The sequence below is a fragment of the Photobacterium pectinilyticum genome, assembly GCF_024357955.1.
Lineage (GTDB): Bacteria > Pseudomonadota > Gammaproteobacteria > Enterobacterales > Vibrionaceae > Photobacterium > Photobacterium pectinilyticum.
On the sequence record NZ_JANEYT010000061.1, the window covers coordinates 1 to 26,970 of the forward strand.

Sequence of the window (26,970 nt, forward strand, 5' to 3'; positions counted from 1 at the left end):
TAGCCATGATAATAGCCTCATGAACTGACTTATCATCAGTATAGTTAACAGGGCTGAGTATTAGTGGTAATCAGGAATACTTTTGTCCCCCCGCTCCCAGTCAGCTAATCCATGTCGATCACCGAGATAAAAAGCAGACTTTATATTATGAATATCAATACGACTCATTACAAATAGCAACATTTTTTGAGTTACAGAAGCAAACAAGCATTATTCAGCTGTTTCGATGGCAACCCCATTAATGTGACAAATAAGGCTACATAGAATTCTTTCTAACAGAATTCAGGAACCAAATTAACAAATTTAGTTTACACAACTGTCTTATTAACTATGTATGATGTTTAATTATGATATATCGGAAGATAATAGATGATGACCTTTGCAAGGACGCAAGAGATGAAACGCTTTACTGTTTTGATGTGTTGTTTATACATTTGGGGTTGCAGCTCAGGAATTAACCTGACGGTCCCTGACAGTATCGCTAATACGACCGCTGCAAAAGGGTATCTTGCGGGTAGTCTAGGCGTCACAACAGAGTGGCCATCAACAGGTGAAGGGATTATCACTACCCTGTTTATCCGCCCTGACGGCCAATCGGACCAAATAGTCTTATCCACTCCCAACACGAAGAAATCGGATTTCCATTCAGGCACAGACAGAGGCCAGATCTTCGTTACCGCTTTGCCGGAAGGTCGATATGAAATCAACCAAGTAATATTCAGAGGGACTAACGGACGCAAAACGGTTCGTTCAAAATCGAATAACAACCTCGGAATTTTCTTCAACGTATCAGCGGATAAAGTGACCTATATTGGGCAATTCATAACCTCAAGTTTGGTGGCAAACAGCCAGCTTTGGAATACCCTGTACCCCAGTGGTTTAGCAATCGTACATCATAGCTATGCCGCAGAAAGGGATCAGCCGTTGATAACAGAGCGCTTCCCTGCAATCGCAACACTCACTTTTGATGAAGCAAATCTAGAAGGTTATGAAGAGAATAAGCTCGCCTCTAAGGTCATCGAGAAGTAAGTTTACTAATGTGTTATTGAAAAGGAATTTCAACTTGGATAAACACATCTTCCAAGTTACGGTCTTCATGCCAACGGTAGTCAAACCTTAGCCTCGGTGACTGACCATTTTCCCCGCCAAAACCAAAGCTCATTTGCAAACCGTATTTTTTTATTAACTCGCTGACGTCTTCCACATCCAGAAAATCATCTCCGGCAAACTTCTCAGGTATCCAAACACCCAGCCCATAAAAACTAGACAATATATTAGACGTTAAAAAAGGTGAGTCGAGCTCCCGAGCCCAGTTATCCCAAAAGCTATCTTGTGGCTGCTCGGTGGCTTTCCACTCTGCAATAACAGGTAAAGGGTCACTCTCAGCCTGTTGGTATGTCTCATAAATATCTATTGAAGAACATTCAACGGCAGAAACGCACGCTGAAGTATTAAAGTACACTGTTGATAACAACAAACCTGAAGATAAAGCCAATACAACCATGATTACTACTGAACCGCACTCACCATATTTAAACCAAAAACATACTTACCTACTTGGAATACCAATCATTTTCACACAGCATTTTAGCAACACTACTGGTCGTTAAATGTGATATTTCGCGACTATTAACAATACACTCACGAATTTGCGTACTGCGCACTTTCACGGTTTCAGGACACGCAAGTACTTGCCAGCGCTGAGTGATCTCATCAGCTTTGTAAAACTTACCAAAATTGAGAAAATTATCCGGGCCAATGACAAACGTTAAATGTGTTCTTGGATAAAGACCTTCTAAAGCTTCAAGCACCGCAAACGTTGTTATCGCCTCATCCCCTATCGCCATATCGCGTTCTAGTGTTGATAGTTCGAGGTTATCCTGTGACAAATCTTCAATGAAGGCTTCTACCAGGTTGCATCGGGCATCGTAGTCTAACATTTGCTTTCCCCAGGCATGACTGTAGCTAGGGAGTAGAATAACTTTATCAAAATGCGTTAAGCGTTCGATGACTGACTTATGACCAAGGCTCGGTGGGTTAAACGCACTACCGAAAATGGCAATTGATGCTGTCATGGCTGAAATGTCCTTTTTTTGTTCCGTTTTACTGATTATTTTACTTATTTAACGTAAGAGGATTGATCCTGACATAGAGTTATCGCATATTTTGCAAAAGGTTTAATGCATTTCATCTCTTTTTTGCATTAAATAACGCTATATGGTTACAAACTGGGCAGGCCCCTGAGGATTGATTCATTATGGAACAGTTAATCCGCGATGAAATGCGCGTATTACCGGAAATTAATACGGACTTTGAAATTGAACGTCGAATTGCGTTTATTCAGAAGAAACTCAAACAATCAGGATGTAAATCTTTGGTTTTGGGTATTAGCGGCGGGGTTGATTCAACCACTCTTGGCCGCCTTGCACAGCTCGCAGTTGAAGGTTTGAATACCGCCGATCAAACCAATGACTATCAATTCATTGCCGTACGTTTACCTTACGGCGAGCAAAAAGATGAAGATGAGGCGCAACTCGCGTTGTCATTTATCAAGCCTAGCCATTCTGTCAGCGTAAACATCAAAGACGGTGTAGACGGTACCCATGCGAGTACTCTATTAGCGCTAGATGGCACCGGCCTTGTTCCTGAGAGCCAAGGGGCTATCGACTTCGTAAAAGGCAACGTAAAAGCTCGTACCCGCATGATTGCACAATACGAAATTGCTGGTTTAGTCGGCGGCTTAGTATTAGGTACTGACCACTCAGCAGAGAATATCACCGGGTTTTACACCAAATTTGGTGATGGCGCTTGTGATCTTGCCCCGCTATTTGGCCTAAGCAAACGTCAAGTTCGCCAAGTGGCGGCAAAGCTCGGCGCACCAGAGCAACTTGTGGTGAAGGTACCAACAGCGGATCTTGAAGAGCTTGCGCCGCAAAAAGCTGATGAAGAGGCGCTCAACATCAGCTACGAGCAAATCGATGACTTCCTTGAAGGCAAAGCGATTGAGCAATCTGTTGCCGATCGTTTGGTTGGGATATACAAAGCGACGCAACATAAACGTCAACCTATCCCAACAATTTACGACGAAGAGTAAGAGACGTATTTCCATCTCTTATAAAAGAATAATGGAAAAGGGCTCAAAAAAGAGCCCTTTTTTATGACGCCTCGGAAAAGCGTAATAGATTATCGAGCTCCCACCAAATCGCCTCACAGAGCCCCTTACGGTATACCGATTGCTTGAATGCATGGTGCTCTTCTTGATAGATCTGGTACAAATGGTGATTGCTATACAGACTCGCCCTGACATTTGCTAAGCGATCACAGGCTTTAACGATTAAAGCAATTCTTGCCGCTTCTTCCACAGTATCCAATGCAGCCAAGCGCTGGTTAACGTGATGCTTTCTTTCTTGCCGGCTATCCAACTTATCATCAGTCATGTAGCAGACCGAATCAGCAACCAGAAAACCAAAGTCAGCAGCAAGCTCATCTATTGATGTTTCAGTGTCTTCAAGTACATCATGCAGCTGTGCAACAATCATCGCATCGGTGCCAAACGGACTGGCTAAACGAGAAACTGCATCGAGATGGATATAATAAGGAACGTCACCATACATTTGATCTCTGTGTTTGGCCCGGGCCAAGGTACGCGCCTTGAGGTAACGGTTATTCATCCTTCCCTCCTTCAAATAAAACCTGACAACGACCACACCCAATAAAAAAAGGCCAAAGTGAAAGCAAGGGTGTGTTCACTCTTTCAATGTTAGATTTTACTCAATTTGTAATAAACAAATGAGATTTATTGCACGATTTGATGAAAAAACGGGCACCAAATGGCACCCGTTCCAAATAATCGTTTCAGGGATAAGACAAATTATTCCTGATCGCTTTCCGACTCGGCTTTTTTCGCCTCAGCTTCACGGATTGCATTGGCGACCATCATGATCGCTTCACCACTGCTGATCCCTTGAGCCATCAGCTCATGGATCTTATCGGCTGCTTCTTGTTGCTGTGCGTGAGTCAGTGTAGGACCGTTGTTAAGCATAATTCATATACCCGAAATTAATGAGCGCACAGTTTATTGACTTGCGCCGATATTGTCACCTGCTATTTAACCTGGACGGCCATCGACACGAGCTTTAGATAAGATCGGGAAATATACAGCCGTGAAAATCGCAAAGGCCAACGCCCATAACCCAGCCGAAATAACATATGCCTGAATAGTCAGCGCTGGTTGCAAGGCAATAAGCAATGTACGAGCAAGTGTCGCTAACATCAAAGCAATGAAGGCAACCACTATGATAGGTTTAATTTGCAATGGGCGACCAGTATGGCCCAAAGATACACGGGCTATCATGGCTAAGATCATGCACCCGATACCACCAACGGTAAGCGTATGAAGCGCAATGCTATAATTCACACTCCCGAACGAATAGTGAATGGCAAACAACAATAACCCGATAACCATTGCTAAATACGCGAAGTGTAGCGACCAAAGCAATGGTACACGAAGCGTTGATAGGCTACGCCAGCGCATAAAGCGAATGAGATGCATCCCCCCAGTGACCGCGAGTAATGCTGGTAATGTCACTTCTGAAATAGTATTGGGTATTGGCAGTAGTACGTTAATCAACAATAACCAGCTTGGAACCAATGCTCCAAGCTCTAACCACGTTATTCGTGTAATTTGCTCTGTCTGAGTGCCACGCCAAGTGAAAAATGGGATCACCCTGCCGCCGACAACAAGGACGATAACACTAATAACCATAACCGTAGCAAACGAGACAGTACTCAATGGCATGTCGCTCATTCCCAAAGCAATAAGATGGAATAGTGCGTTAAGTACCGTCATCACCAATATCAAAGGCGCAAAAAACAAATTGTTCCACTGCCGACGGATGATAATTGGATGAGCAAGAAGCCCTGCCGCCAAAGGCATCCAGATCAAATCAACAACCATCCAAATGACGTTTGGCGTACTTGTAAACATACCTAACCGGGCTACGAGCCAAAATGCAAAGATAGCCGCAAGTTTCCAACCTCTGACACCGGGGTTACCGGTCCAGTTTTGCACGGCAGTCAACAAGAAGCCGATAATAATTGCGCCAGTGAAACCAAACAGCATTTCATGGCTATGCCACCAAACAGGATTGCTATACATATAGCTTGCCAAAGAAACATTTCCTGCCCAGAAAAGCCCCCACAGTAGCATCGATATAACAGACAGCATACTGGCAGCTAAGAAAAAAGGACGGAATGCTAAGCGAAACAACGGCAGTATTTTTTGCTCTTTTTCGCTATCTAGAATTTGCATCATGGTTTCATTACCCACTTTAAACATGTATAAATAATACACCTTTGAAGTTGCAATGAAAATACACCTTTAAATATAAATTTTTAGATGCATTTAATTATCAATATATTCATACACTTGGCATGCAAGTTACATTTCTGAATGTTCTACAGGTCTAGTAATACTTTGAATATCGCGGATGGTTATTTCCCCCTGCCAGCGACTTTGAACAATACCGACACTCAACCAGTACCGTCCATCAGGCAGATCAACATCAGGCAGTGTCGTTGGGAGCTTTCCATCAACATTCTCCGTCCACAATGGGGTCCAGGATGTATCATTGAGATCGTAGATATTCATTGAAAGTACCGGTGACGGGCACGCTTTGTCAGGAAGGCCATTTTGTTCAATTCGCCAGTTTTGGCTATCAACCCACCCAATGCGCTGTATACCCAAAGGTCGAGTTAGCAGTACCCAGGTTTTATAGCTTTCTTCGCCATCGGCGCTGATGATCATCTGATACAATCCCTCACTGCTCGCCTTTTCTAACCTTTTGGTTTCAATAGCAAAGTAGCCACCATTTCCCGTGTTAGGCGTTGCAGAAAGCACTGACTGTTCAGGCCAACGAATAAAATCTATGTTGGTGATCCGCTGGTCTGATGTACCAGTAATAGCCAAACGTGGTAATACCTGATTTTGGTTCTGCACCATTTCGCGCTGGATAACTAAACGCGATAGCCAAGGCGGCAAAGCAGTAGCATCGAGGCTACGCCCACAATCTTCAGTGATTGCAAGCTGTAACAAATCATTGAGGTTATTTTGATATTCAATATTGGGCGATTGCTGCCAAGCTTGCACCATTGCCCCAAAGCTCTCATTAGTTTTACCTTCGAGCAGCTTTTGGTGCGCCATGGTAATCACGTCCTGCGACACAAACCAGTTAGCTAAGGCATTCGGCGCCCAAAGCGCCGAATGCAAAATCAATAATGAACAGGTTACAGAAAAGTTGGACATCCTGCTTACACAGACTTCATTCGGTAACCGACACCGCGCAATGTCTCGATCTCAATGCCTGGCAGCTTTTGCCGCAGCTGAAGGATATGCGTGTCAACCGTTCGCGTTGTCGGGTAATGATTGTATCCCCAGACCTGATCAAGTAACTCATCGCGTGTAAATACGCGACCAGCGTTTTTCGCCAAGAATACCAACAGCTCAAATTCGGTACGCGTCAAAGTGACAGCGTCACCCGACTGGTTAACTTCACGGCTATCCAAGTCGATTTTAATGTCCCCAACGGTCACCGTATTACTTGGTGCCGCTTCAGGGGCACCAGAACGAAGATGTAGGCGAATTCTCGCCAACAGCTCTTCTTCGGCAAACGGCTTAGTGAGGTAATCTTTGGCACCCGAATCGAGCCCAATGACTTTATCATTAACAGAGACCATTGCAGTAAGCAAGATCACGGGAAGCTGTTTTATTTTCAACCAATCACTCAGGTAGCTGAGGGAGTCCCCTTCAGGCAACTGACGGTCAAGTACGACAAGATCTGCTTGAGCCCAGTGCTCAGCAACATTAGACGCACAATCAGCATACAAGCAGTGGTAACCTGCCCCTCTTAAGCTCTCGAGTAAACCATCAGCAAGGTTGCGGTCATCTTCAACCAGAAGCAGAGTTTGATTCACACGGTATCTCCAATATAAAAGTTGTCGGAGGGCCAACTAACTTCATTCGCCCACCCATTCTTCGGATCATCGATTCTACGATTGTCAGCCCAAGCCCTAGTCCGCGCTCGCTGACGAATGGCTTTCTTAATCTAGCCCAGTCTTTAGCACCGAGCTGGCCGTTATCTGAAACGCTAACAATAAGTTTTCCGTTCGAATACGATGATGTTAATTTTACAGGCTTAACGCCATACTTGTGGGCATTAGACAACAGGTTGTCGATACAAGTGCCCAACCAATATATATTTACGTCTACAGGGCGATCCTCAGCAAGCTCCAGTGTGACTTCATACGGCTCACTCAGGTACTCAACCCATTCATTAAACGAATCAACATGTTGTACACTTAACTCTTGCTGATTCGCTTGTAAGTAATCTTTACTTGCCTCTGCAAGCTGCCTTAGACGCCTAGAATCCTCGGTCAAACGCCTAAACTCATCATATAGGGTTTCTGGTAGCGCATCAAAATGTCTACGAAATCCTTCTACAGTCATCGCCAAGCTTGCAATGGGAGTTCGCAGTTCATGTGTGAGTATTTGAAGGACGAGCATACGCTCCTGCATCGCCCTACGGCGTATACGCCAACGGTAAAAAACCCAACCAAACAACAAGCTGATGTTGATCACCAACAGACCTACCAATAGGTAGAAAGTCAGATGCGATTTATCTTCTTCTTCCCAACAAATATTCCCGCTTTTAAGTATACAAAAGCTAGTTGTATTCAATCGAGTAAAGTTCACATCAAACTGGCTAAGGATCGGGGACCATCTCGGTTGGTCATACACATGATACTCATTGCCATTACGGATCCACAGCTCACCATTTGAGATAAAAACTTCCGCACCAGCAATATAAACCTGTATTTCATCTCGGCTCATTCGCTGTAAACGCCCCAAAACAGTATTTGTCGGCGCTAAATCTCGTTCTTGAATATGGAGGAAATCCCCCAATTTTTCTTTAAGATCAGGATGCTTAATCAAATACCTTGACGCATAGCTTCCACCACCAGGGTGAATATACCCAGCCCTTGCAAACCAGCCAATAGGCAAGATTGTGTTATTACAAATCGCACGAGTAAAAACCAGCGGTTGAGTCAACAGCGGGGTCACAGGCCAAGGTCCTTTACAGGACAACGAACTATTATATAAACGCTGTAATGATTTCAGCGGATACGTTGCTGACTGCGGTAACAACGAAGACGGCAACAACAACTGCGTAGGAAATTGACCCTGTAGCTTTCTGAAATCATAAGTCGCAACTGAATCACTGGATAATAGCTCTGCTCGAACGCCGTTTAAGCGCTCGGGTAAGTTTTCTGCTGACGCAGTATTGGTGCCGACAAACAGCAGTGAGAACAGTAAGACGAATTTTTTCATAAGTGAAGTCTATCACCCCGTTTTCCCGATTTGTCAGGGCTTTGTCATTAGCCTGATGGATAAATGCGCATTCGATTCATGTAAACATTACCCATAGAAAAGCGACAGCTACATGTAAAAGCTTAATTTTATCTCTATTTTATTCGAACTAACATACAATTATAGCTATTGCTAAAAATAAGAAAGGGAGCACTAGGCTCCCTTTATACTGTCAACAGCGTTGAACAACTTTGTGCTTAAATATGCTCAAGGATCTTATTACAAGACTCTTTCGCATCACCGAATAGCATCTGTGAGTTTTCTTTGAAGAACAGTGGGTTCTGAACACCCGCATAGCCCGTATTCATCGAACGCTTGAATACGATAACATGCTTGGCATTCCATACTTCCAATACAGGCATACCAGCAATCGGACTGTTCGGATCGTCCATTGCCGCTGGGTTTACCGTGTCGTTGGCACCAATGACCAAAACAACGTCCGTTTCACTGAAGTCATCGTTGATTTCGTCCATTTCCAACACAATGTCATACGGCACTTTCGCTTCAGCAAGAAGAACGTTCATATGACCCGGCAAACGGCCTGCAACGGGGTGAATACCAAAACGTACATCCACACCTTTTTTACGCAGCTTATCCGTGATCTCATGTACAGGGTACTGAGCTTGGGCAACGGCCATTCCGTATCCTGGAGTAATAATAACAGAACGTGCATCTTTCAGCATTTCAGCAACTTCTTCAGCAGATGCTTCTTGGTGTTCACCGTGTTCAACATCTTCAGTCGGTGCTGCACCATCGTTACCAAACCCACCAGCAATTACACTGATGAATGAACGGTTCATTGCTTTACACATAATGTAAGACAGAATTGCACCAGAAGAACCAACCAATGCACCCGTTACTATCAATAAGTCATTCGCAAGCATGAAACCTGCCGCTGCTGCTGCCCAACCCGAGTAAGAGTTAAGCATTGAAACAACAACTGGCATATCGGCGCCACCGATAGAAGCAACCAAATGGTAACCAAAAGCAAAAGCAATCAATGTCACAACGATCAGTGCGAACATTGAACCTTCTGCTTTAACAAACATCATCATTAGTAAGAACGACACAACAATTGCCGCGAGGTTTAACTTGTGACGATGTGGCAGCATAAGTGCTTTAGATGACATTGATCCGCTTAGTTTACCGAATGCAACAACGGAACCAGTAAATGTTACCGCGCCGATGAACACACCAAGGAAAACTTCAACCAGATGGATGTTGAGCAATGCACCTGTTAATTCACCGTGATCCAGATAAGTATTGAAGCCAACCAATACCGCAGCCATACCTACAAAACTGTGTAGGATAGCCACCAGTTCTGGCATCTGGGTCATTTCAACTTTTTTAGCGTAATAGATACCAATTACGCCACCAATGATCATGGCGAGGATAACCCAGACAGTTCCTTGAGCATCAGGGCCGAAGATCGTTGCAATTAAAGCGATTGCCATACCGGCAATACCGTAATAGTTACCAGAACGTGCAGTTTCTTGCTTAGAAAGACCCGCCAACGACATGATAAATAGTACCGCAGCAACAATGTATGCCGCTTGTACGACTCCTGCAGACATGTGTTACTCCTTATTTATCTTTACGGAACATTTCAAGCATGCGCTTGGTAACGGTGAAACCACCGAAAATATTAATACTCGCTATTAAGACGGCAATAAACGAAAGGAAAGTAACCACTCCTATCCCTTGACCAATCTGCAGCAATGCACCAACAATAATAATGCCTGAAATAGCATTAGTAACTGACATCAACGGTGTATGAAGTGCATGGGTAACATTCCATACCACGTAATAGCCAACAACACAGGCTAAAACGAATACCGTAAAGTGGGAAAGGAATTCTGCGGGTGCATAATTAGCTAACCAACCAAACGCGGCAATACCTGCAGCCATAAAACCGTACTTTTTAACAGGAGAAGTCGGTTTTACTACTTTTTCAGCTGGAGCCGTAACAGGTTGGGCTTGCTGCTGGGGTGCAGCAGACACTTTTATCGGTGGTGCAGGCCAAGTAATCTCGCCTTCTTTGATGACGGTTAAACCACGTAGTACTTCATCATCAAAGTCGATATCAATGTTACCGTCTTTTTCTTTACACAGAAGCTTTACAAGGTTAACTAGGTTTGTACCATACAGTTGAGAAGATTGAGTCGGAAGACGGCCAACCATGTCAGTATAACCAATAATCTTCACGCCATTGTCTGTGGTGATTACTTTATCAGCTTCGGTATACGCACAGTTACCACCATTTGCCGCAGCAAGGTCAACAATCACACTCCCCGCCTTCATTGAATCGACCATTTCTTTGGTGATCAGCTTAGGAGCAGGACGGCCAGGGATAAGCGCGGTAGTTATTATAATATCGACATCTTTTGCTTGCTCTGCATATAAACGTTCAGCAGCTTTGTTGAACTCATCCGACATCTCTTTGGCATAGCCATCGCCCGTTGAAGTATCTTCTTTATAGTCAACTTCTAAGAACTCAGCGCCCATTGATTCAACTTGTTCTTTGACTTCAGGTCGAACATCAAAGGCACGAACAATCGCTCCTAAGCTACCAGCAGCACCGATAGCAGCAAGGCCTGCAACACCAGCGCCAGCCACTAGTACTTTCGCAGGTGGAACTTTACCCGCGGCAGTGATCTGGCCCGTAAAGAAGCGGCCAAACTCATGCGCAGATTCAACAACAGCACGATAACCCGCGATGTTAGCCATCGAACTCAACGCATCCAATGCCTGAGCACGAGAGATACGAGGAACCGAGTCCATCGCCATAACATTAATATTTTTACTCGACAGTTTTTCGAGCAACTCAGCGTTTTGAGCTGGCCAAATGAAGCTAACGATACTAGCCCCTTCTTTCATCAGCTCGAACTCATCGACACCAGTCTTCTCGTTAACTTGGGGAGCATTCACCTTGAAAATCAAATCAGAAGACCATACATCTTCTGTTGATACGATTGTCGCCCCTGCAGCCTCAAAAGCAGCGTCATCGAAACTTGCAAGAATACCCGCATTTGTCTCAACAGCAACGCTGAACCCCATTTTTAACAGCTGTTCAACCGTTTTCGGCGTCGCAGCTACTCGCGTTTCATTGGCGAGTATTTCCTTAGGTACACCAATTTGCATTATTAATCCCTAAATCACGGCAAATAAGTAACAATTTTTTATCCAACCACGAACATAATATCAAGTAATTTGTAGTTGAAGTACAAAATTAAGTTACATAAGCGTTGTTAAACATAACAAATGTCACCTTCCAACAGTAAGAAAATAACGTTTGCAACACCTGGACAGAGGTCAAACCACAAATAAAGTTAATAATGCACGCACTCAATCATGCATAAATCACTAACTTTTCTTGGTTTGACTTTATAAAAGTCCATTATCAGCATCCTGAATAGTGTTTTATCGTTTAAAAAATCAGAGAAATGAGGTTAGTCCGTTGAAGAGTATAAAAACAAACATCTTTCCCTGATGAGTGTTGCACTACATACATTCGTTGCAGCTCTCCCTACCTTTTGATTAGCCTGCTAGAGGGAGAGATAACTAGCAGGCCAGATAGAACAAAGTTAACCGAACATTTTGTCGCCAGTTTGATCAATAAACATTTGCGCTTTATTAATCATAAAAGACTCTGCATCTGCTTTGGAAGATAACAGATCAGACCGAACAAACACGTGTGTTTTCACTTCGTCGTCGAACTGTTTGCAAATTCGCCCAGCAATACGAAACTGGCCTCCTTCAGCCTTTGGCTCTGGATAAATCAGATAGCCGTTGTATTCAATGGGCTCCACATCGGCTTCTGTTGTATCTTGCTTACTAAATCCAAATAACTTTGAGAAAAATCCCACTTTAATTATCTCCAAAAATCGCTCTAATACAGTGACATAATGCCACAAACTAATAAAAAAAAATGAAAGCAAGATTAAATTCTTGAAGTTCACTGCCTTTAACTCACGTTCTGTTGGCTAGTGCTGCTAGTTTAAGCATTGCAACATTTTATTTTGCACGACATTCAGATAAGCTTTGATAATCCCCCTAACCATTGAATCGCATCTCGTTTCGCCTTAAACACAAATGCACCGAGATGTATAGCCGTAGAAACAAAAAAAGCGCCGGATAACCAGCGCTTAAATATTTTTTTCTAGCTTTTGACCGTTGGCTTAACGGTACATACCGATATCTTTTTGAATGTGTACCGGTAGGTCTGAAACGTTGTATTGTTTTGGTGTTTCTTTACGACCAAACACAATGTCAAATGCGTGTGCAATCAATCCTTTGAAAGTAACCGCATAGGCTTTTTTGTCCATTGCGGTTGGGGTTGCGATGGTGTCAAAATTCATTGCCTGTGCCATGATTGCCTCTCGTGAGTGTTATTAATCAACTGTGTTTATTTTATGCTGAACAGATTGCAAGCAAAAATGACAAAATTTCCACAAAAGGATTAGTTTTTATAATGTGTTAAATAAATGATAAATCCGCACTTTCACCTCTGAAAAATCATGTTGAATTTATGAATAGACAAACATTAATTGAATAATTTTTGCTTATTGACCTATTTTCTTGCACATCAATCGCTTTTTCCGTAACAATAAATCAACACGCAGTTTAATGGAATTTTGCGATGCTGTACTTTATCTCCAAACATTCATCGGTATTACTGATAGTGGCGACCTTTGCTGGCTTTATTTGGCCAGAGGCTTCACTGACTGTCTTTCCTGTTTTACCTTATGTATTGTTCTTTCTTATGCTATTTACACTGCTTGGCATCGAGCAAAAAGCCTTACTAAAAATATTGAAAGAGAGTAACTGTTGGATTTACACATTTCTGCATAGTGTTGTGATGACGGTGATTTCATGCTCGCTCGCCATTTTAATCGGCGCTTCCGATTCATTGCTAGTCGCCATTGCTGCCGTTTCAGCCACCGGTTCTTTATTCGCCACTCCTGCAATAGCGCGCTCAATTGGACTCAATGCGTTGACGGCAATGGCAATGACAATTGCGACCACACTGTTAATGCCACTCGTTCTTTACATAAACCTGCATTTATTTCAAAACAATGAGTTTTCATTGGACATTGCCAGCTATCTCATACGCCTGATTGTTTTCATTGTTTGCCCAATGGTATTTTCCGCAGTGGTCTACCATTTTGTCCCGCGGCCTACCTTAACTCGGGTTCACAGCAAATTATCTCAAGTCACCATTCTTTTGGTTTTTGCTTTTCCATTTGGCCTTGTTGGCCCATTGAGAGAAGCATTTAATAGCAATCCTTCTATCGCGATAAATTACGTTTTTATCTCTTTTTGTGTGTGTTTCATATTTTTTCTTTCCAGCATTGTATTTTATCTACGTCAAGGTAAAGATATTGCACTACTAGCCGCTATTACTTCATCAAATCGAAATGTACTTTTAACGTTTACCGTTGCCGGTACGTCTTTAGGTCCAGACTTTCTTATTTTATTAGGTGCGCTACAGATTCCGACTTACGCGTTACCTCTATTTGTAAGGTTGATAAACAACTACATTACAACTCGCCATCTTTCACCTCAAACCAACAACACAAAGTAGCACTTGGTGCTCGGTTGAATGTCTGATGTCAAAAATATCAAATAAATAACTCTCTTCACCTTGCACGTATTTTTTCTTTTCCTTATAGTGAAAAAGAATTCTCAGGGCGGGGCGCAATTCCCCACCGGCGGTAGTCCTAAAATAGGAAAGCCCGCGAGCGCTTATTCCAAGTATTTCGATGGGATAAGGTCAGCAGATCTGGTCCAGACAGGCAACGCCTTCCACTCCAGAGCCGACGGTTATAGTCCGGATGAAAGAGGATTTCAGTACAGTACTTGTCTATCAAATGGACAAGGATCTTATATGCAGCATTATCACTTTCTAGTGATACTGTGTATCTTATCTTGCCAGTTACTTGTATGACTGTGCTTGCTGACTTTCCATGCCCTGATTCTGGTAATTTTTATTTTAGGAGTTCCTTACCATGAATCAGTCTCTACTTACCCCATTTGGCTCAGCGTTTGAACGTGTTGAAGCTGGTCTCGAAGCTATCCGTCAAGGTCGCGGTGTGTTGGTTGTTGACGATGAAGATCGTGAAAACGAAGGCGATATCATTTTTGCAGCGGAAACATTAACCAGCGAGCAGATGGCACTAATGATCCGTGAATGCTCTGGCATTGTCTGCTTGTGCTTAACTGACGAGCGCGTTAAACAACTTGAACTACCGATGATGGTTGAAAACAACACCAGTGCAAACCAAACAGGTTTTACGGTAACAATCGAAGCGGCCAAAGGTGTTACAACGGGTGTTTCTGCTGCTGATCGTGTAACAACAATCCAAGCAGCTATTGCTGACAATGCTGTGCCTTCTGACCTCAGTCGCCCTGGACACATTTTCCCATTGAAAGCGAACCCAGAAGGCGTATTAGCTCGTCGTGGCCATACCGAAGCAACTGTCGATCTGATGCGCCTATCAGGAATGAAGCCTTTCGGTGTTCTTTGCGAACTGACAAACCCTGACGGTACAATGGCGCGTCTTCCAGAAGTCATTGAGTTCAGCAAACTACACAACATGCCAGTGCTAACTATTGAAGATCTCGCGGCTTACCGTTTGGCGAAAGAAGTGGCCAACTCTGAGTCCGTTGAGACACTGAGCGCTTAACCAATAAACACACTTTAGTGCGTTTTATAATTGCCGAGTATTGATGATGCTCGGCAACATCATTCAATAATTACATCCCTGCTGATGGCATAAAATAAAAAAATCCGGTAAGTGACTGACCGGATTTATAGAGTGTCTATGCTGAGTTGTCGATCGCTATCTAGGCAACATGTTCTTGTTCACAGCCGCACGGTATGAAGTTAACCATTATCTGTTCAAAAGCACCGAACGATTTGCGGTTTCTGGCGTACTCTTCAAAAGCATCAGCCATCGTAATATTCAAGGGAATAGGTTCAACCTTGGTGTTTACCAGCGCACCATAGCCTTCTTTTCCTGTTGCGGTATATCCAGAAGACACCGACAAGTATACCACCTCATCTTGAACATCTTCCCAGGCACCGTTTTTATACAACCTTAACGCCTCAATCCTCTTCCCTTCTGGAGCACAGCAACGATAGGTATACTTCAATCGAGAAGTATAGGGAAAACTACCGGTCCCTGTGCCTTCAACGCCATTATCAATGGCGTTATTAATAGCCCCTTCAAGCGCCGCACGTAATTGATTACCGCTAACCTCATATACCATTAACCCTATTGCAAATGGCAACAAACGACCTGATATATCTGCGGCAGTAATCGGTCCTGCATGCAATGAAGCTCTCACTCCCCCCGCATTATGAATGCCGAAGTCAACGGCATGTCCACGCTGTCGCGAAGACCACACGAAGCTGTCAACCACAAGCGGTGCAATTTGACTCGATCCTTTTTGATCTGGTACCCGAATATGACGCAGAGGCTCTGTCAGCACAGCGACTTTTTGGGTCTGAAGTTGCCTAACCGCGGGTCGGTAATTTTGGTTTAGTAGGTTTTCGACATGCGGATCTTTAACACAGAAGCGAATATTATCTTGCGCATAAAGAAAATCTTTCACCATCTGGTGAGTAGAGTCATCTAAATGCTCACTGCGGCTGGCATCTACAGTGAATTGTCGACCCAGCAACAACTGATTTTTACCTGTAACTTTCGCAACCGAGCCATCGGGGTTGAAGTCTAGTTCTAGTTGACCCAGCGCTAACGCGTTACAGCCCGCCTGAACGACACAGGTTCCATTAATCTGTACCGCGTAATCATCAGAAACACCGAAGCCAATATTACTAAAGTCACCTTGCATGGTATGAGTATGCCCGCCGATGATCGCACCGATACCGTCAATCTGCTCTGCCAATTCCAAGTCACGTTCATAGCCGAGGTGACTTAGCACAACAATTTTATTGATCCCCGCGCGACGAATAGCTTCAACTGTGCTCAGTGCTACCAAGGTAACACTGAGGAACTGGGTATCTGGATCTGGATTGGCAATACCCGCCATGTTTTCAATCGATAGCCCAAACATGGCTACGGGCTCTCCATCAACATCTTTAACGAGATATTTAGCATGCTCGTTTTCGTTGTCATAAGCCAATACGTTAGATTTAGGTGACAATGGATTAGGCTTACATTGATGTTCTTTAGATAAATCCCAGTTCCCTGCCAATAATGGGAAATGTGTCAGATCCATGAAATCAGCAACCATCTGGTTACCCATATCGAGCTCATGGTTGCCAAGCACCATAGCTTCTACCTGTATCGCATTAAGAAGTGCTGCGTTAGCAACCCCTTTGTACAGCGAAAAGAACAGTGTGCCTTGAAAGCAGTCCCCCCCGTGAACAAACATAAACTCACGGCCTTGTAATAGCGCCTGCTTCTTTACCTCTCTCACCGCAGAAGATACCCGAGAGAAACCACCACAACTTGCATACACCGACATTGGTGGCTCAGCTGTATCCAAAGGGATCTGCAAAGCGATGGTCGATGGCTCAAAGTGTGAGTGGGTATCATTAATATGGGCAATGGTTATCTTTGCCGAGCGATGATGTTGTGTCATAAAGCGTTATTGGCCTCCACTGATAGGGAACCCTATCTTATCTCAAAACCCGTTCGTTCTCAGATTTTTATGAGTGCATATTGAATGTTTACATGGAATATCGTCAACCAGATCACATTAGGAGTTCCGTATTATATTTAAAGCTACATCTAATCAATGACAGGCGGATGATGATGCTGTCGATAGTCGTAATCTTGCTTGCCGCCTTAGTCGGCTTTCTCGCCCAGAGGACTGGTCTATGCCTGGTACGTGGTGTGTATGAATTAATTGCCCGCCGCCCTGCTTTCCTATTTGCAACCCTGTATTGCGTTTGGTATTGGCGCAGGTACCATCATGGGGCTTGGCGCATCACTGGCCCTAGGTGGTAATGATTCACAGCTGCTTATTGCCTTACTCGCATTTTCTCCATCAGGTGCTGTTGCCATTTTATTTATCATCAAAGGTATAGAAACAGGGTTTGCGATTCGAAAGTTTATAAACGAATAAGCCACAATGAGAAAAACAAAACCACACCAGAGTAGCGTGGTTTATCTTGACTATGATGCGTACTGAATACGCAATCAATCCATTATTGATAGCGTCCATGACGTTGCAAGAATTCAATTTTGTAACCATCAGGATCCTGCACAAAGAAAAACTTTGCTAACAGTTGGCCATCACGGAAAAACTCTTTAATGTCCGCAGGCTCATACCCTAGATGAGTTAATTTTTGGTGCTCAGATTCCAGCTCATCAACCGCAACGGCAATGTGACCATAACCACTACCATGAGTGTAGCTTTCAGTACCTTCATTCCACGTCAGCTCAAGTTCCATATCGTTTTCGTCATTACGCAGGTAAACCAAACTAAAGCCTTCAAAGTCAAGACGCTCTGCAACATCCAGATCCAATGCTTCCTTGTAGAATTTCAATGATTTATCTAAATCACTGACACGTACCATTGAGTGAATAATTTTAGCCATCTGACATCTCCATGATAATCAATAAGTTAGTGTTTTTATTGGTAGCTGACTATAACAACAAGATAATCAGACAACAAGTAGTTTCCCTTTCCCTTTCAAGTAGTTAAATTTTCAATAATGTGACAAATACATCTCCAGATCAGCGCCTGATGAGATAGGCTTAAAGCATAAGGTTAACAAACGAAAGATCGTCTGGGTTTGTTCCTGTTCATCTATTGAGGTGGCTATGCAGTTAAAACGCATTGAGATTTCTGGCTTTCGCGGCATCAAGCGATTATCACTGCCATTCGATGAGCTCACTGTGCTCATCGGTGAAAATGCTTGGGGTAAGTCCTCTTTATTAGATGCTCTCGACATTGCTCTTTCACCAGATGCAACATTTCATATATTTCAATTTGACGACTTTCACGTCGATTACAGTGCTGGCCATGCGAAAATGAGTCACCTTAATATCATCCTTCATTGGCAGGAGGATTACCCCGGTGAACACAAGGCAAGACGCTATAAAGCTTTTTCTCCCGTTTGGGTGAAAACGAGCAAAGAACAATGCAAGGAGCTGTTCTACCAAATCACCAGTAGCGTCAAAGATGACAAGATCACGACACAGCGCCGATTCCTCAATAAAGACGGAGAACCCATTGATTGTGACGATAATGAAAAACTCGCAAAACAATTAATGGTATTACACCCGATCGTAAGAATACGTGATGCTCGTCGGCTAAGAGAGTACCGACCCAACAGTTATTCAACCGTTAGTAACGGTAATGGCAACGGCTACACCAACGGCTACACAGACCGACGAAACGATGATAATGCACGGATCCAGCGAAGGCTCGATAATACATGCAGGCGCTTAATGACAAAACCCGGCCATGTCAGCCAGGCTGAAATTAAAAGCAGCATAAATGCACTGCATACTCTGGTTGATCACTACTTTGCTTTCACGCCACATTATCGCAGTCCAAGTTTCGACCGGGCTCACTTCCCTGAGCGGGCTCAATACGCAATTAACCCGCTCGAACAACTCACGGAACCTGAAACCACCAAGCAAAGTCGCTTAGTCTTGATGGGGTTACTTAACGCATTTATTCGAGCAAGAGGTCCCGTTGAGCTGAAGCGTATTTCAAGACCTATTATGATCTTTGAAGATCCAGAGGGTCGACTACATCCGACGATTCTTCACCAGGCATGGACATTTATCAGTAAAATGCCGATGCAGAAAATACTGACCACAAACAGTCCTGATCTCTGCTCCGTTGTGCCGTTAGAAAGCGTCAACAAACTTATTAGGAAACCAAACAAAACCAAAGTTTATTCCATTATTGAACACCGACTGAGTCGTGACGAAGAACGGCGTGTCACTTTCCACCTGCGCGTTCATCGGCCCAGCGCCCTCTTTGCACGCTCGTGGCTCTTGGTCGAAGGAGAAACAGAGGTTTGGTTATTTAATGAGCTGGCAAGGATTTGTGGTTATAACCTTGCAGCGGAAGGTGTGCAAATCATCGAGTTTGCGCAAAGCGGATTAAAACCGCTCATTAAAGTTGCTCGTCATTTTGGTATCGAATGGCACTTGGTCGCCGATGGGGATATGGCAGGGAAAAAATATGCGGATACCGTTAGGGGGATTTTGGGTAATGAAGCAGAACGCCACCGCCTGACCGTACTGCCACAAAAAGATATAGAACATTTTCTATTTTTCAACGGTTTCGAACCACTATTTCGAGAGTTAGCCAACATTCCAATCGAGTCACCTATTGCGCCGAAAAAAATTATTCAACGAGCACTGAAGCGCCACGCCAAGCCTGATGTTGCACTTGCAATGATAAATTTCATTGAGCAAGAAAATCTCGACAATATTCCTTTATTGCTTCGGTGGATCCTCAAACGTATTGTTGCTATGTCACGGGGCCAAAGCTAAAACCTATATACCCTCACTGAACGGACTATCTGATCAGTCTTACAGGTTAAAATCGCTGTTCTCTGCGTTAGATATTTTGTCATTAGAGCCACTAGTTACGGCAATAACTGCCTTGATAACAACGATTTTTCCAGGGCAAATGCTTTATCAACTATTTATCCAGGTTGGTATAACCGTTGCGAGTCAGCTTTGCTTTTTAAAGAACAGTGTCACGGTACCTACCGTGAAACCCCACTTAGTCATTTTTGCTGTGTTGAATAAGTGTTGTTGATCTTGTAAATGCATCCAATCATTGAAAGTAATATCATATGTTGTGTCATCGACAGGAACACGAAGTACATATTGCCAGTGTAGTGTATTACCCAAGGCTACTCCCCTCGCCTCACCAACCACATCATCTGCACGACCTGTATACGAACCATCGGTGTGTTGGGTTATCACCCATACACGACGTTGCTCCTCGCCATCATCAAAAACGAAGTCTTCTTCAAGAGTCAATGTGTCATTCACTACCGTTCCTTTGATATCAACAGTAAATCGCCTTGTTTGTTTTCCACTTCGGTCCTGCAACATTCCCCAAGCGGTAATGTCGCCTTCAAAGTAGCTGAATAAGTTGAACACCGGTTTTGTATTTTGATAGTCATTGATAGAAGTACTGCAGCCAATAAGCCCAAACAAACACATCACAACCCACCCAAATTGCCGAATCTTTTTAGTCAAATTCATGGTTGTTGAGTCCTAACGTTTACCAATTAATTGATGACGAATTTCTGGGTATGCCGTATTGGGAGATAACCAAATATGAAGGAAAGACTGCGACATTTCGAGGTCCTGTAGAACACCAATTTGACGATTCCCTTGGAAGAAGGCCCCCTGGTTGCCATTCATAACAAATATCAATCGGTCTCCTTTCTTCACATCGGGCCATATCTGTTCTAATTGGTTTGTCCAACGACTACGTTTCGATGAACTGATCCCAAGATGACGCCACTGATCGTCAGTCGCCTCAATCAGATCTTCACTATCAATATTGCGGTGATACCGAATAACGAGCGCGAGGTTGTCTCCTTCCCCCTGATAAATGCCATCAGGAGAACGTAGTTCTGAATCATAAATCACCCACGGCCCCCACGTTAATCGAGCATCACCAACCGCAGGCCATACCTGCCAAGGTGTCGATGCGTTAACGCTTAATGAAAATAAACAAAGTGAACCGGTAGCAATAACAGTACGGATGAATTTGGAGTATATCTGTTTCATACATCCCCCTAATAAGGGCATCAGATTATCAAACAAGACGTTAGTTTAGATGCGTTAGGTTTAGGTGCGTTAGATTTAGGTGCGTTAGATTTAGGTACACATAGTTATGAGACTTCACAAAGTGGTTTTCGCTTTATCATCAGAACGATCGCCGTAGAAAGAACAAACCAACTCAAAAATAGAACAATTAGTGTTAGTTCAACACCTAGTGGCCATTGCACAGCTTGTAGACGATAACCAGCAAAGTAGCTCATGGCACCGCCAACGCCTCCAAGCAAACTGATTAAAGCAGCTGAATAATTGGCAATGGTCTCTTTCATGAACCAGACGAAGGCACCGAAGCCCAACCATAACATGATTAACCAATTGGGTATCAACAATACTTGGAAATCTAGCACGTTAGAGATACTCAGAACCCCATCCATCAATACTCCAGCGAAAGCGATAGAAAAGGCGTACCGCCAAACTGATGGGAATTTCCACCAGCAGGCAGCAAAAAGAAGCACAAGTACCCACACGTAAGCCTGTTGCCCTAACACCGCTATTAACCAATAAACATTAAAGAGCAGGCCCACGACTATAAGCTTTTTACCAGACATTCTAACCACCTTTACTGTCCAGTATTGCGCTGCTGACCGACGAAGGCTTTTGTTAGACTCGCCATCCGCTACGGCTCGCAACCAACTGAACAGTGCTGATACTTCTCTCTAGGAAACCACCTTCACAGTAACAAAGGTAGTAACGCCACATTCGAATAAATCTTTCATCGAAACCTTGCTGCATATATAAATCAATGTTGTCATTGAAACCTTTATGCCAATCTGACAAGGTTCTCGCGTAGTCCATTCCCATATCTTTCAAATCACGAATAACAAAATCCGTATGTTGCGTTAGGTGTTGTGATAGCACAGTTACCGACGGTAAAAAGCCACCAGGAAATATATATTTCTGAATAAAATCGACACCTTTACTGTAACTATCATATCGTTGGTCAGTGATTGTGATCGCTTGTATAGCAAGTAAGCCATCATCTTTAAGTAGTGACTGACACTTCTTAATGTAAGTAGTCAGATACTCTTTACCAACAGCTTCTACCATTTCAACCGATACGATCTTATCGTACTTACCCGTTAAATCCCTGTAGTCATCAAGCAGCAAGGTTACTTTATCACTAAGACCTTCCTGTTCAATCCGCTGCTTAGCCCATTGATGCTGTGCATCAGAAATAGTGGTAGTCGTTACCTTACAGCCATAATATTTGGCGGCATGTACAGCTAATGCACCCCAGCCAGTACCGATTTCTAATAGATGATCTTCAGGCTTAAGATCTAGCTGCTTACACAAACGATCCATCTTGTTGAACTGGGCTTGATAAAGGCTTGTTTCATCGTCCTCGTATATCGCAGCCGAATAAAGCATGTTCTCGTCTAAAAAGGTACGGTAGAAATCATTACCAAGATCATAGTGTGCAAGAATATTTTTCTTCGAAGACTGCTTGCTATTCCGCCTTGTGTAGTGAAGCCATTTGTCTTTCACCGCTGTTATCCAACCGACCTTTGACTCAATATTGTCAAGGATCGGCATGTTCCTCGCCAACACCCGAACAACCTGTGTTAAATCAGGAGAGTCCCACCAACCGTCCATATAAGCTTCACCTGCGGCTATACTACCGCCATCTAAAATCCGCTTATAAAACCCTTGGTGCTTAACGATCAATTGCGCTTGCAACTCACCGGCCCTATCACCAAATTGATGAGTCTCGCCATTAACTTCTGATACCATCAAACCGCAACCGCGCAGTTGCTCCAAAAAGCTAAAAATTATTTTCCTCGCAACGCGATCTGTACCTGTTAGAGCCAAGGCTCCTCGGCTAACTTCACTATTCAACATGATGCCTCTACTCCTTATTATTTGATGATGGAGGAAAATGCTTATTTTCATTTACCGCAGATTGCGACTGGGTGTTTACCGGATGAGAATGAAATGGCACTTTTTTAAACCACAAACGCAATGCCTGCCAATAAATACCAAAGACGACTTTCACTGCTTGAATTGGCGTTTGTGCGATATGCCGCCAAAGGCTTGATGACGTCATAGGGAACCTCTTCAGCGACATCGTTGCATCCAGCACCTTGATCTGGCTTTCACTGTCATGAATATCTAAATGAAGAAAAACTTTTGAAGATGGTGCCTTCAATTTCCAATAGTAATGCTGTGACATCGGATTGAACGGAGAAACATGAAAGGTTTTTTTCTCAAGCCATTTTTGCTTATCCCACTGGCCAACAGCGGGTAAGGCGTAGTAATGCTTTTCGTTCCAAGGAGTATTGCTCACTTCGGCTAATACCCAGCGCCATTGACCTTCCTCGTCAAACACGTAATACATGTTCAATGGACTGAAATAGAGCCCGGCATAACGCAGCTGACAGAGCATGAAAACATCACCACTAATTGATTCGTGGGTAAGCTCATGCAGCTTTTCAAACACCGCCGATTTCAACGCATCTGCTTGTTCTGCCATGTCTGCCCCCAAAGATGCCTTGACTTGGCCAGACTCCCTCAAATAATCAGAAACCTTAAATCTTGCGAAATGATACCAATGCCGGCCAAAACCAAACACACACTTTTCAAGCTGCCCCAGCTCATCAATATTAATAAGAGGCATAAACATTGGATATTGGAACTGATGTGACACCGGCGTGAACCGACGATGTCTAACAACACCAGAAAATATACCGCTACGCATCATTACCCCCCGATCCTCGCCGCAGGTTCAGATTTTCTATTCGCATCACTTGCGTGTCCGGTTAATCGGCTGTTTTGACCAAAAGTCTGTTTTGCGATTGATTCAACGACATCTAAAGCACTGCGTACACCGTCTTCATGGAAACCGTTGTACCAATATGCTCCGCAGTACCATGTGTTATCTACACCATTTATTTGGTCTCGGCACTGTTGGGCTTGAATACTGTCGGTGGAAAATACTGGGTGTGAATAAACGAACTTACGCAAGATTTTCTCAGGTGCTATTTGGTCTGTTTGGTTTAATGTGACACAGAAGGTTTCTGGCGCTTCAATACCTTGCAAAATATTCATGTTGTAAGTAAGCGTGGTCTGCTTATCTTCCCATTGACCATTTTCATTATGACCCAAGTGATAATTCCAAGATGCCCATGCCGCCTTGCGCTTAGGTAATAACGACTCATCGGTGTGAAGCACAACATCATTTTTTTGGTACTTGAGCGCGCCCAGTATCTGGCTTTCAGCCTCAGTGGAATCAGCAAGCATGTTCAGGGCTTGATCACTATGACAAGCGAATATGACATGATCGAAGATTTCACTTATGCCATTGGCCGTTACAGCAACCTTCCCATGAGCCCGTTTGATGGATGTAACCGGGCAAGCCAGTCGTATCTTATCTTCGAAGGGGGCAATGAGGTGTTTTACGTATTCACGTGATCCACCGGGAATCACATACCATTGCGGACGATTGCTGACTTCCAACAAACCGTGATTTCGAAAAAACCTCACAAAGAAGGTGAATGGAAATTGGCGCATGTCTGACAGCGTTGACGACCATATTGCAGCACCCATAGGTAGAATATAGTTTTCACAAAAATATCGATTAAACTTATTAGCCTTTAGAAAATCGCCAAGGGTTTGGCTCATTTCTGTGGCCAAATCAACGTTTTTAGCTAACTTATTAAAACGAAGAATATCAAAAATGAACCGATAGAAAATTGGGTTTAAGGTATTTCGCTTTTGTGCAAACATCGACATTAAATGATTGCCATTATATTCCAACCCATTTAACGCATTATGAACGCTGAAACTCATCTCGGTCGGTTTACCACAAACCCCGATTTCCGCCAGTAGTCGCTCAAAATTCGGATATGTTCTGTCGTTAAAAACAATAAAACCCGTATCAATGGCATATTGACCACTAGCAACGTCAACATCGACGGTCGCAGTATGGCCACCAATGTAGTCATTGGCTTCAAAAACAGTGATATTGTGTTGCTTGTCTAAGTAATGTGCACACGTTAAGCCTGATATCCCACTGCCAACAATTGCTATTTTCATGCGGTTTTCCCTGTCATACGTTTCACGGTAGCCAACTGCAACCTAATAGGTAACAAAGCAATAAACTTCAAGAAAAAACTGAATTTAAGCGGAAAGTGAATTTCCTTTTTTCTTGCGGCAATACCCTGCCGAATTTTTTTTGAGGCAAACTCCGGCGTCATTAACATTGGCATGGCAAAATCATTTTTATCGGTCAATGGTGTTTTTACAAAACCAGGACTCACTAGACTGACCGTCACTCCTTTTTTCGCCAAATCAACAGCCAAGGTATTGGCAATATATGCTACAGCAGCCTTTGACGAGCCATACGCTTCTGCTCTTGGCAGTGGAATATACGATGCCGTTGAGCCAATAATGACAAGGTGCGTATTTTCATTGAATGATGACTGAAGAGCTTCGATACAGTTGAGTAAGCCAAAAATGTTAACATCATAAACTCGACGAAATAACTCAACATCTATCTGACCGTGCTCAATATACTCACACGTCCCCGCGTTAAGAATAATCAGCTGTGGAGCCTCAGCGAGTGACGATAGTTTTTTATGAACATCGTCATTATTTGTCACATCAAAACTAATTGCAGATATATTGGCATTTATATCGGTCAACGCTTGCAATCGCTCAGCGCTTTGTCCGCAGCCAACAACCTGCCAGCCATCGTTGGCGTAATCGATAGCTAGTTGCTTCCCGATACCTGAGCTCGCCCCTGTGATTAGGACATGTTTATTCATAGTCATCATTACAGCCTCGCTTTGAAATAACGAACGATAGGCCCTAGCACAGGGATCCCTTCATAGAGCATCTCACCCATATCAAAATAATCTCTATGGTGTATGACTTTCCCATCAGCAAATTTCAACCGTGAACAACCATTAACCATCCGGCTCTTTCCCGACTGTAGTTTTGGGTGTTTAAATGTCATTACCCATTGCACATAAGCAATATCGTCGTGACAGATTTGCTCTGAAATATCAAACCGACAATATTCAACAGCATCAAATAGCCGAGTAAAGTAATCAGAAAGCTGAGACCAACCTTCCACCCGATGAGCTGGATCTTCAAAAATAATGTCTTTATGGTAGATGTCTTGAAGAACTGACAAATCTTGCTTATCAAGCTCTTGATATATAGCAACGAACTTATCGGTTAACTCAACGGTGTGCTCATCCATATTTACTCCCGTATTCAACATCCAGTCTTGTAGTGGTCAACTTAAATTGGCCACGGCTTTATAGTTATTCCAGTAACGCCTTTCAGACTCATTCGGTGTCAGCCCTCCATTATAGTGATGCGGCCTAAGCTGACTGTAATAACCGATTATGTATCGAATGATTTCTTGTCGAGCTTCAACAAAACTCCGATAACCCGTTACTGGAACCCATTCTGTTTTTAAGCTTCTGAAGAACCGTTCCATTGGGCTGTTGTCCCAACAGTTTCCTCGCCTGGATAGACTCTGTTTTATCTGATAGCGCCATAGCAACTGACGAAAATGACGACTCGTATAATGACTGCCTTGATCGCTGTGGAACATAACACCTTTAGGGTTCCCTCGTGACTCATAGGCTATTGAAAGTGCTTTTCCTGTGAGCTTGCTGTCTGGCGATAAAGACATCGCCCAGCCGATTGGTTTACGGGCAAATAGGTCTATAACGACAGCTAAATACATCCAGCGCTTTCCCGTCCATATGTAAGTCACATCACCAACCCAAGTCT

At 43.5% G+C, this 26,970-nt stretch carries 29 protein-coding genes and 1 riboswitch; of the genes, 6 read left to right on the forward strand and 23 right to left on the reverse strand.

The window, feature by feature from the left end; translation table 11 throughout:
* The first annotated feature begins 396 nt into the window (after positions 1-396).
* Positions 397-1,029: a hypothetical protein gene (locus tag NHN17_RS19460; RefSeq protein ID WP_255044290.1), complete on the forward strand. Its 633-nt coding sequence runs from the start codon at positions 397-399 to the stop codon at positions 1,027-1,029.
* Positions 1,030-1,042: 13 nt separating this feature from the next.
* On the opposite strand, the gene NHN17_RS19465 is transcribed toward NHN17_RS19460, so the two are convergent.
* Entirely contained in the window at positions 1,043-1,504 is a 462-nt protein-coding gene (locus NHN17_RS19465) for a hypothetical protein (protein ID WP_255044291.1), read from the reverse strand.
* A 49-nt stretch (positions 1,505-1,553) separates the two neighbouring features.
* The gene (locus NHN17_RS19470; protein WP_255044292.1) at positions 1,554-2,075 is read right to left on the reverse strand and encodes a nicotinate-nicotinamide nucleotide adenylyltransferase; all 522 of its coding nucleotides are present in this window, start codon (positions 2,073-2,075) and stop codon (positions 1,554-1,556) included.
* Positions 2,076-2,257: 182 nt separating this feature from the next.
* Here NHN17_RS19470 and nadE point away from each other — a divergent pair, with 182 nt between their 5' ends.
* Entirely contained in the window at positions 2,258-3,094 is an 837-nt protein-coding gene (gene nadE, locus NHN17_RS19475) for an NAD(+) synthase (RefSeq protein ID WP_255044293.1), read from the forward strand.
* A gap of 61 nt (positions 3,095-3,155) precedes the next feature.
* Here the strand turns inward: nadE and NHN17_RS19480 are convergent, their stop codons facing one another.
* From NHN17_RS19480 to NHN17_RS19525, 10 genes are all read right to left on the reverse strand, one after another.
* On the reverse strand, positions 3,156-3,671 hold the full coding sequence (locus tag NHN17_RS19480; protein WP_255044294.1) for a phosphohydrolase: 516 nt from the start codon (positions 3,669-3,671) through the stop codon (positions 3,156-3,158).
* Between the two features lie 200 nt (positions 3,672-3,871).
* A complete protein-coding gene (locus tag NHN17_RS19485) occupies positions 3,872-4,042 on the reverse strand; it encodes a YoaH family protein (RefSeq protein WP_255044295.1) in 171 nt (56 codons plus the stop codon).
* Between the two features lie 66 nt (positions 4,043-4,108).
* Positions 4,109-5,338 (reverse strand): NnrS family protein, encoded by a 1,230-nt coding sequence (locus NHN17_RS19490; RefSeq protein WP_255044296.1) that lies wholly within the window; start codon positions 5,336-5,338, stop codon positions 4,109-4,111.
* 102 nt (positions 5,339-5,440) lie between these two features.
* A complete protein-coding gene (locus NHN17_RS19495; protein WP_255044297.1) occupies positions 5,441-6,304 on the reverse strand; it encodes a DUF2861 family protein in 864 nt (287 codons plus the stop codon).
* A 5-nt stretch (positions 6,305-6,309) separates the two neighbouring features.
* The gene (locus tag NHN17_RS19500; RefSeq protein WP_255044298.1) at positions 6,310-6,972 is read right to left on the reverse strand and encodes a response regulator transcription factor; all 663 of its coding nucleotides are present in this window, start codon (positions 6,970-6,972) and stop codon (positions 6,310-6,312) included.
* Positions 6,947-8,386, reverse strand: a complete 1,440-nt coding sequence (gene vxrA, locus NHN17_RS19505) for a sensor histidine kinase VxrA (RefSeq protein ID WP_255044299.1) — start codon at positions 8,384-8,386, stop codon at positions 6,947-6,949. The genes NHN17_RS19500 and vxrA overlap by 26 nt, the downstream gene beginning before the upstream one ends.
* 236 nt (positions 8,387-8,622) lie before the next feature.
* Complete coding sequence (gene pntB, locus NHN17_RS19510) at positions 8,623-9,999, reverse strand: Re/Si-specific NAD(P)(+) transhydrogenase subunit beta (RefSeq protein WP_255044300.1); 1,377 nt, start codon at positions 9,997-9,999, stop codon at positions 8,623-8,625.
* Positions 10,000-10,009: 10 nt separating this feature from the next.
* Positions 10,010-11,566: a Re/Si-specific NAD(P)(+) transhydrogenase subunit alpha gene (pntA, locus tag NHN17_RS19515; protein ID WP_255044301.1), complete on the reverse strand. Its 1,557-nt coding sequence runs from the start codon at positions 11,564-11,566 to the stop codon at positions 10,010-10,012.
* Positions 11,567-12,009: 443 nt separating this feature from the next.
* On the reverse strand, positions 12,010-12,291 hold the full coding sequence (locus NHN17_RS19520; RefSeq protein ID WP_255044302.1) for an HlyU family transcriptional regulator: 282 nt from the start codon (positions 12,289-12,291) through the stop codon (positions 12,010-12,012).
* 312 nt (positions 12,292-12,603) lie between these two features.
* Positions 12,604-12,795: a hypothetical protein gene (locus NHN17_RS19525; protein WP_255044303.1), complete on the reverse strand. Its 192-nt coding sequence runs from the start codon at positions 12,793-12,795 to the stop codon at positions 12,604-12,606.
* 269 nt (positions 12,796-13,064) lie between these two features.
* Here NHN17_RS19525 and NHN17_RS19530 point away from each other — a divergent pair, with 269 nt between their 5' ends.
* Together NHN17_RS19530 and ribB are read left to right on the forward strand one after the other, a co-directional pair.
* On the forward strand, positions 13,065-14,009 hold the full coding sequence (locus tag NHN17_RS19530) for a hypothetical protein (RefSeq protein WP_255044304.1): 945 nt from the start codon (positions 13,065-13,067) through the stop codon (positions 14,007-14,009).
* 93 nt (positions 14,010-14,102) lie between these two features.
* Positions 14,103-14,275, forward strand: a riboswitch (FMN riboswitch).
* A gap of 158 nt (positions 14,276-14,433) precedes the next feature.
* Entirely contained in the window at positions 14,434-15,111 is a 678-nt protein-coding gene (gene ribB, locus NHN17_RS19535) for a 3,4-dihydroxy-2-butanone-4-phosphate synthase (RefSeq protein WP_255044305.1), read from the forward strand.
* A 160-nt stretch (positions 15,112-15,271) separates the two neighbouring features.
* On the opposite strand, the gene NHN17_RS19540 is transcribed toward ribB, so the two are convergent.
* Positions 15,272-17,035, reverse strand: coding sequence for a bifunctional metallophosphatase/5'-nucleotidase (locus tag NHN17_RS19540; RefSeq protein ID WP_255044306.1), 1,764 nt, complete (start codon positions 17,033-17,035; stop codon positions 15,272-15,274).
* A gap of 333 nt (positions 17,036-17,368) precedes the next feature.
* On the opposite strand from NHN17_RS19540, the gene NHN17_RS19545 reads away from it, so the two are divergent.
* A complete protein-coding gene (locus NHN17_RS19545) occupies positions 17,369-17,521 on the forward strand; it encodes a hypothetical protein (protein WP_255044307.1) in 153 nt (50 codons plus the stop codon).
* A gap of 82 nt (positions 17,522-17,603) precedes the next feature.
* Here the strand turns inward: NHN17_RS19545 and NHN17_RS19550 are convergent, their stop codons facing one another.
* Positions 17,604-17,996, reverse strand: a complete 393-nt coding sequence (locus tag NHN17_RS19550) for a VOC family protein (protein ID WP_255044308.1) — start codon at positions 17,994-17,996, stop codon at positions 17,604-17,606.
* A gap of 226 nt (positions 17,997-18,222) precedes the next feature.
* On the opposite strand from NHN17_RS19550, the gene NHN17_RS19555 reads away from it, so the two are divergent.
* Positions 18,223-19,914 carry an ATP-dependent endonuclease gene (locus tag NHN17_RS19555; protein WP_255044309.1) on the forward strand — a complete coding sequence of 564 codons (1,692 nt, stop codon included), beginning with the start codon at positions 18,223-18,225 and terminating at the stop codon, positions 19,912-19,914.
* A 183-nt stretch (positions 19,915-20,097) separates the two neighbouring features.
* On the opposite strand, the gene NHN17_RS19560 is transcribed toward NHN17_RS19555, so the two are convergent.
* The 9 genes from NHN17_RS19560 to NHN17_RS19600 form a co-directional block, all read right to left on the reverse strand.
* The gene (locus NHN17_RS19560; protein ID WP_255044310.1) at positions 20,098-20,640 is read right to left on the reverse strand and encodes a DUF3833 domain-containing protein; all 543 of its coding nucleotides are present in this window, start codon (positions 20,638-20,640) and stop codon (positions 20,098-20,100) included.
* A 12-nt stretch (positions 20,641-20,652) separates the two neighbouring features.
* On the reverse strand, positions 20,653-21,174 hold the full coding sequence (locus NHN17_RS19565) for a chalcone isomerase family protein (RefSeq protein ID WP_255044311.1): 522 nt from the start codon (positions 21,172-21,174) through the stop codon (positions 20,653-20,655).
* A gap of 104 nt (positions 21,175-21,278) precedes the next feature.
* The gene (locus tag NHN17_RS19570) at positions 21,279-21,773 is read right to left on the reverse strand and encodes a DUF2878 domain-containing protein (RefSeq protein ID WP_255044312.1); all 495 of its coding nucleotides are present in this window, start codon (positions 21,771-21,773) and stop codon (positions 21,279-21,281) included.
* 52 nt (positions 21,774-21,825) lie between these two features.
* Positions 21,826-23,064, reverse strand: coding sequence for an SAM-dependent methyltransferase (locus NHN17_RS19575; protein WP_255044313.1), 1,239 nt, complete (start codon positions 23,062-23,064; stop codon positions 21,826-21,828).
* A gap of 7 nt (positions 23,065-23,071) precedes the next feature.
* The gene (locus NHN17_RS19580; protein WP_255044317.1) at positions 23,072-23,920 is read right to left on the reverse strand and encodes a DUF1365 domain-containing protein; all 849 of its coding nucleotides are present in this window, start codon (positions 23,918-23,920) and stop codon (positions 23,072-23,074) included.
* A gap of 2 nt (positions 23,921-23,922) precedes the next feature.
* Positions 23,923-25,257 (reverse strand): NAD(P)/FAD-dependent oxidoreductase, encoded by a 1,335-nt coding sequence (locus tag NHN17_RS19585; protein ID WP_255044314.1) that lies wholly within the window; start codon positions 25,255-25,257, stop codon positions 23,923-23,925.
* Positions 25,254-25,988, reverse strand: coding sequence for an SDR family NAD(P)-dependent oxidoreductase (locus NHN17_RS19590; protein ID WP_255044318.1), 735 nt, complete (start codon positions 25,986-25,988; stop codon positions 25,254-25,256). The genes NHN17_RS19585 and NHN17_RS19590 overlap by 4 nt, the downstream gene beginning before the upstream one ends.
* Positions 25,989-25,996: 8 nt before the next feature.
* The gene (locus tag NHN17_RS19595; protein WP_255044315.1) at positions 25,997-26,428 is read right to left on the reverse strand and encodes a nuclear transport factor 2 family protein; all 432 of its coding nucleotides are present in this window, start codon (positions 26,426-26,428) and stop codon (positions 25,997-25,999) included.
* Between the two features lie 36 nt (positions 26,429-26,464).
* On the reverse strand, positions 26,465-26,970 hold a 506-nt coding region (locus NHN17_RS19600), incomplete at its 5' end, for an IS3 family transposase (RefSeq protein ID WP_255044316.1).